The sequence below is a fragment of the Kitasatospora sp. NPDC043949 genome, from assembly GCF_056435365.1.
Window position 1 is genome coordinate 1 of the sequence record NZ_JBWKEQ010000097.1, and the last position, 6,542, is coordinate 6,542.

Below are 6,542 nucleotides of genomic sequence, written 5' to 3' on the forward strand. Positions count from 1 at the left end.
TCCACACCACTCCCCCCCCCCTTCCTGTTTTTGGGTGTTTGGGTTGGTTCGCCCCTCCCCCCCCCCCCCCCCCCCCCCCCCCCCCCCCCCCCCCCCCCCCCCGGACCGTGCGCGTCAGTTGACGTTGACGCCGCTCCAGGCCGCCGCGACGGCCTTGTACTCGGTGCTGTTGAGGCCGTACAGGTCCTTGGCCGCGCTCAGGGAAGCGGTGCGGGCGCCCTTGTAGGTGGTGGTGGAGGTCATGTAGACGGTCAGCGCGCGGTACCAGATCTTGGCGACCTTCTGGTTGCCGATGCCGGCCACCGTGGAGTTGTTGCAGGTGGGGCTGTTGTAGGTGTAGCCGTTGATGGTCTTGCTGCCGCTGCCCTCGCTGGCCAGGTAGAACCAGTGGTTGCCGACGCCCGAGGAGTTGTGCACGTCGAGCTTGCCGACCGAGCTGCTCCAGCAGTCCGCCGACCGGCCGTCGAGCGAGGGCTTGTCGAAGCGGCGCAGCCACGGCGGGGTGGACTGGTCGCTGAACAGGTAGTCGGGGGTGTCCACCTTGTTGTTGGCGTACCACTCCACCATGGTGCCGAAGATGTCGCTGGTGGACTCGTTGAGGCCGCCGGACTCGCCGCTGTAGCGCAGGTTGGCGGTGGCGCTGGTGACGCCGTGGGTCATCTCGTGGCCCATGGTGTCGAGGTCGACCTGCTCGGGGTCGGTGCTGCCGTCGCCGTCGCCGGTCATCATGCAGAAGCAGCTGTCGGACCACTGGGCGTTGTCCCAGTTGGTGCCGACGTGGACGAAGACGGTGGCGCCCTTGCCGTCGTTCTTGATGCCGTTCCGGCCGAAGGTGTTCTTGTAGTAGTCGTACGTCCAGGCGGTGTTGGCGTGGGCGTCGACGGCGGCGGTGGAGCGGTCGGTGGAGAACTTCTTCCCGTCGCCCCAGACGTTGGTGGTGCTGGTGAACGCGGTGCCGGAGCCGGCCTTGAGCGCGCTCGCCGCGACGTTGTTGGCGTCCTTGGTGACGTGGCCGCGGACCGAGTCCTTGAGGGTGTAGCCGCCGCCGCTCTGGGCGGTGGTGTCGATCGTGATGTCGCCGGTGTACTCGGAGTGGCCGGTGCCGGAGGCCTGGTGCTCGGCGTCGTAGGTCTCGATCTGCTCGCCGGTGGTGGCGTCGGTGACGACCACCTTGCCGGCCGGCTGGCCGTGCTCGCCGGTGCCCTCGACGGTGGTGCGCCAGGCGAGCCGGGGCGTGCCGTCGGCGGCCCAGACGACCAGTTCGGGCGTGCTGGTGGCGTCCTGGACGCCGGGCGCGGCCGTGAGCGCGGCGGAGGCGCCGGCCTGCGCGGGCACCTTCGGGACGGTGGATCCGACGGCGGCGTCGTGGGCGGCCGCGCGGGAGGAGTCCTTGAGCCGGCCGCGGGCGTCCTGGTGGACGACCAGGTCACCGCCGACCACCGGCAGGCCCTGGTAGGTGCGGTCGAAGCGGACGTGCTGGGTGCCGTCGGCGTCGAGGACGACGTCCTTGACCACGAGGTCCTGGCCGGCGCCGAAGCCGAACACCCCCGCGTTGTGGGTGACGTTGGCGCGGGCCTGGGATATCGCGGCCTCGCGCATGCCGGGGGCGGCGGAGGCCGTGCCGGTGGGGACGGCGACGGCGACGAGGGCGGCGACGACCGCGATGGCTCCGGCCGCGAGGGGGCGGCGGGAGGAGGAGGTGGGGCTCACTCGGACTCCAGTCGGGGTAGCTGCAGGGAAAAGAGCTGCGACCGACATTGACGGCGATCAGTCAGGTAGAGCTAGAGGAATGGTCATATCTTTGCCAAGTTGTGTCCTGTTCAAATCAAAAGTGAGCAGAAATCAACACCCGTGCCGCATATGGCCGATCGCGTTCCGACGCATGACGCACGACCTGACGAGGCCCTAGGCTCGCCCCCATGGACGGATGGGTGGGGGCCTGGACCGGCGGTCGGGCGGCTGTCCACGTGGGCAACGTCGCGGACTTCAACGAGCAGTTCTTCGCCCCGGGCATGGACGCCGCCCAGCGCGCCCGACGGCTGCGGCAGGCACACCACTACGCCTGCCTGGCCACCTGCTACAGCCCCGAACCGGCACTGCTGGTGCTGCCCGCCGAGGTCGGCCCGGAGTGGACCGACTGGCTGGCCCGGGAGCTGGAGTGGGGCCCGGTCGGGGTGCACGGCGGCGTCGCGCCCGAGCGGACGGTCGCCCGGGCGCTCGCCGAACGGCCGGCCCTGGCCGCGCGGATCGCCGCCCTCGGCCGGCCGGTGGTCACCTGGGGCCGCACCGCCGCCCAGGGCGAGGGCCCCGAACTGGCCGCGGTGCACCGCTACGAGTCCAAGGCGGCGGCCCACGACCTGTTCGCCGAACTCGCCCCCGACCACCCGGGCGTCGTCGTCCCCCGGCAGGAACGCCCGGCCGGCCGGGGCCGGGCGGCCCGCCGGCTGACCGCCCGCGCCGCCCGGGGGCTGACCACCGTGCTGAAGAGCCCGCACGGCGTCGGCGGCTACGGCACCGTCGTGGTGGAGCCGGCCGACCTGTTCGCCGCCGGCGGCGGCCGGGCCCTGCTGCGGCGCCTGGTCCGCTCCGAACTCCTGCCCGCCCAGGGCGGCCTGCTGCTGGAGGAGCACGTCGACCCGGGCCCGGCCGCCCGGCTGCGCGACCTCACCTACGACGCGCTGGTCGGCCCCGACGGAGCCGTGCACCCGGTGGGCGCCGGCGACATGCGCGTCACCGGCACCCGCTACCAGGGCGTCACCGTCGGCCCCGACGCGGTGCCCCGGGGCGCCGCCGCGACGGCCCGCCGGTTCGCCCTCGCGGTGGGGGAGCGGCTGGCCGCCGAGGGCTACCGAGGCTGGTACGACGTGGACTTCGTCACCGACCGGCGGCGCCGGCTCGCCCCCACCGAGATCAACCTGCGGCTCACCGGCCCGGCCGTGGCCTTCATGCTGCGGGCCCGCCTCGACCAGGTGCGGGGCCCGGGCCACCTCGTCCGCACCCTGGACGCGATGCCGCTCGGCGCCCGGCTCGCCCCGGGCACGCTGCACGACCACCTCGACCGGCTGCGGCCGCGCTGCGCCCGGCTCGACGTCACCCTCCTGCCGCTGATCCCGACGGCGGGCCACGACCCGGAGCCCGCCGTCGGCCTCGCTCTCGCCGGGCCGAGCGCTGAGGCGCTGGACGCCGCGCAGGCGCTGCTCACGGCCGCGCACCACGGGCTGGCCGGGATGTTCGAGGCGCTGCGCTGACCGGTCGTCAGCGCAGGCCGTCAGCGCAGGTCGTCAGCGCCGAGCGGCCGTCACCGCCGGCGGTCCAGGGTGAGGTTGCGCGGGGCGACCACCAGGGTGGCGCCGGAGCCCAGCGCGCGGACCCAGTCGGCGGTGAAGACGTCGAACTCCAGGCTCGACGTCTGCAGGATCCGGTCCGCCGGGGACAGCCCGTACACCTCGTGCCAACCCCGGTACGCGGACAGCAGGTTGCGGTGCTCGACCAGGGCCCCGGCGGGCAGGCCGGTGGAGCCCGAGGTGTAGAGGACGCAGGCGAGGTCCGTCGGGCCGGCGGGCGCCCCCGGTGGGTCGGACGGCTCTTCGGTGAGGTCGGCCGTGTCCAGGCAGACGATCCGCGCCGGGCCCGCGTCGGCGAGCCGCACCCGGTGGCTCTCCTCGGTCACCACCAGGTTCGGGGCGGCGTCGGTCAGGATGTGCCGCAGCAGCGCGTCCGGCGCGCTCGGCTCCAGCGGCACGTACGCGGCGCCCGCCTTCAGCACCGCGAGCAGCGCGACGTACACCTGCGTGCCGCGGCCCAGGGCCACCGCCGCCCGGCCGCCGGGGGCCAGGCCGCGCGCCGCCAGGTGGCGGGCCAGGGCGTCGGCCCGCGCGTCCAGTTCCCCGTACGTCAGCTCGGCATCGCCGCAGCGGACGGCCACCGCCTGCGGTGCCTGCCCGGCCCGCAGTTCGACCAGCCCGTGCAGCGTGTCGGCCGCCCGGTCCTCGGCCGCTTCCCCGTCGGTCGGCATCGGCGCTCCCCTCGTCCCCTCCGAATGCCCAGATCATCCTCCCAACTCCCGCAGGGTGACAGGGTTCTGGAGCGTCCACTCCTCGGACGGCCCGGACCCGCGTGCGGTGACGGTTGTACTCTGCACGCAGACGGTCGGCGCCGGCCCGTCCGGTACGGCGCTTCGCCCGCGCCCTGTCCGGCGCCGCACCTCGGAGGTCCGCCCCCATGAGCTCGTCCGTCCCGTCCTTCGACGGCCCGCTGCTGCGCACCCAGGACGTGGACGTCGTACGCGACGGCCGCCACCTGCTGCGCGGGATCACCCTCGCCATCGAGCCGGGCGAGCACTGGGCGCTGCTCGGCCCCAACGGCGCCGGGAAGTCGACCCTGCTCGCCCTGCTCGGCGCGGTCTCCCACCCCACCCGGGGCGAGGTGGACGTGCTCGGCCGCCGGCTCGGCCGGGTGGACATCCGCGAGCTGCGCGCCCACCTCGGGCACGTCAACCCCCGGCACCCGCTGCGCTCGCCGCTGAGCGTGCGCGAGGTGGTGCTCACCGGGCACACCAACACCATCGAGCCGGAGTTGCACCGCAAGCCCGGCCCCGAGGTGCTGGAGCGGGCCGAGCAGCTGATCGAGACGCTCGGCATGGGCGCGATCGCCGAGTCGGCGTGGACCACCCTGTCCCAGGGCGAGCGCGGCCGGGCCCTGATCGCCCGCGCGCTGATGCCGAGCCCCCGCCTGCTGCTGCTCGACGAGCCCGCCACCGGGCTGGACCTGACCGCCCGCGAGCTGCTGCTGGACAGTCTGGACCTGCTGCGCCACCAGCACCCGGAGCTGGCCAGTGTGCTGGTCACCCACCACCTGGAGGAGCTGCCGGAGAGCACCACCCACGCCCTGCTGCTGCGGGACGGGGAGTGCGTGGCGGCCGGGCCGGTGGACGAGGTGATGACCACCGAGCTGATCAGCGTGACCTTCGGCCACCCGATCCGGATCAGCCGGCACGAGGGCCGGTGGACGGCCCGGGCGGCCGCGCGGCGTACGCCGGGGCGCTGACGGGTCCCGGTCGGGGCATGGGCAGGCTGGGCGGGCTGGGCGGTCGGCCCGCTTCCGACGGGGGCGGGTATGGACGTAAAAAAGTTTTTACGTAAGGTATGCCTTAGCTAAGGCGGGGTTGTCGCTGGTTCGACGCCCCCACCGGTGCTCAGCCCTGCCCCGCCCTGGCACACCCATGCCCTTTTCCGTTGGAGCCCGCATGTCCGCCCGTCGCCGTTCCACCGCAGCCGCGCTGCTCACCCTCGCCGTGGCGACCGCCACCCTGGCGGGCTGTGCGGCGAAGAAGGACGACAAGGCGGGCGGCGCGGACGCGGTCAAGATCAACGCGACCGACACCGCCTGCGAGGTCTCCAAGACCAGCTTCCCGGCCGGCCACGTCGTCCTGGACATCAGCAACAAGGGCGCCAAGACCACCGAGGTCTACGTCTACGGCGCCGGCGACAAGATCATCACCGAGCGCGAGAACATCGGCCCCGGCACCAAGGCCACCATCAACGCCGAGATCAAGGCCGGCTCCTACGAGATCGCCTGCAAGCCCGGCATGGTCGGCGACGGCATCCGCCAGAAGATCACCGTGACCGGCGAGGGCGCCAGTGCCGCCGCCGCCGACCCGCGCCTGACCGCCGCCGTCGACGCGTACCGCACGTACGCCCAGCAGCAGGCCGACGCCACCATCCCGGCCGTCGAGGCCTTCGCCGCCGCGATCAAGGCCGGCGACGTGGAGAAGGCCAAGTCGCTGTACGCGCCGTCGCGCACCGGCTGGGAGCGCACCGAGCCGGTCGCCGAGAGCTTCGGCGACGTCGACCCCAAGACCGACACCCGCGAGGACAAGCTGGAGGCCGGCCAGGAGTGGACCGGCTGGCACAAGCTGGAGAAGTCGCTCTGGGCCGACGCCAAGATCGGCGACGACGAGAAGAAGCTCGCCGACCAGCTGGTCAACGACCTCAAGGACTGGCAGAAGAAGATCCCCGAGGCCGAGATCACCGCGACCAGCATGGCCAACGGCGCCAAGGAGCTGCTGGACGAGGTCGCCACCAACAAGATCACCGGCGAGGAGGACCGCTACAGCCACACCGACCTGGCCGACTTCCAGGCCAACGTCGAGGGCGCGCAGAAGGCCTACGAGCTGCTGAAGCCGGTCGCCGCCGAGAAGGACCCGGAGCTGGCCAAGACCCTGGACTCCGAGTTCACCGCGATCCAGGCCCTGCTCGCCAAGTACAAGCAGGCCGACGGCACCTTCACCTCCTACGACAAGGTCACCGAGGCCGAGCGCAAGACCTTCTCCGACGCGGTCAACTCGCTGGGCGAGCCGCTGTCGAAGCTGGCCGCCGCCGTGGTCGTCAAGTAACGACCGCGGCCCCACCCGAGCACCGTCCCCACCCCACCGACGCCGTGGGGGGGGGGGGGGGGGGGGGACGCAGCGGATTGATGCGCGAGCACGAGGGCAGACTGACTACCGAACAGCGGAAAACAGCACGAAACACAAACAAACAAAA

The 6,542-nt window shown here is 73.0% G+C and carries 5 protein-coding genes; 3 read left to right on the forward strand and 2 right to left on the reverse strand.

From position 1 onward, the window contains the following. Window positions 1-114 precede the first annotated feature (114 nt). The gene (locus AC07AL_RS37985) at window positions 115-1,710 is read right to left on the reverse strand and encodes a M4 family metallopeptidase (RefSeq protein WP_363589508.1); all 1,596 of its coding nucleotides are present in this window, start codon (window positions 1,708-1,710) and stop codon (window positions 115-117) included. A 209-nt stretch (window positions 1,711-1,919) separates the two neighbouring features. Between AC07AL_RS37985 and AC07AL_RS37990 the strand changes: the two genes are divergently transcribed. Further along, window positions 1,920-3,248, forward strand: coding sequence for a hypothetical protein (locus AC07AL_RS37990; protein WP_478319534.1), 1,329 nt, complete (start codon window positions 1,920-1,922; stop codon window positions 3,246-3,248). Window positions 3,249-3,298: 50 nt separating this feature from the next. On the opposite strand, the gene AC07AL_RS37995 is transcribed toward AC07AL_RS37990, so the two are convergent. After that, complete coding sequence (locus AC07AL_RS37995; protein ID WP_400802649.1) at window positions 3,299-4,015, reverse strand: AMP-binding protein; 717 nt, start codon at window positions 4,013-4,015, stop codon at window positions 3,299-3,301. A 206-nt stretch (window positions 4,016-4,221) separates the two neighbouring features. On the opposite strand from AC07AL_RS37995, the gene AC07AL_RS38000 reads away from it, so the two are divergent. Beyond that, window positions 4,222-5,046 carry an ABC transporter ATP-binding protein gene (locus AC07AL_RS38000; protein ID WP_363589514.1) on the forward strand — a complete coding sequence of 275 codons (825 nt, stop codon included), beginning with the start codon at window positions 4,222-4,224 and terminating at the stop codon, window positions 5,044-5,046. A 199-nt stretch (window positions 5,047-5,245) separates the two neighbouring features. Continuing rightward, on the forward strand, window positions 5,246-6,394 hold the full coding sequence (gene efeO, locus AC07AL_RS38005) for an iron uptake system protein EfeO (RefSeq protein WP_363589516.1): 1,149 nt from the start codon (window positions 5,246-5,248) through the stop codon (window positions 6,392-6,394). Window positions 6,395-6,542 lie beyond the last annotated feature (148 nt).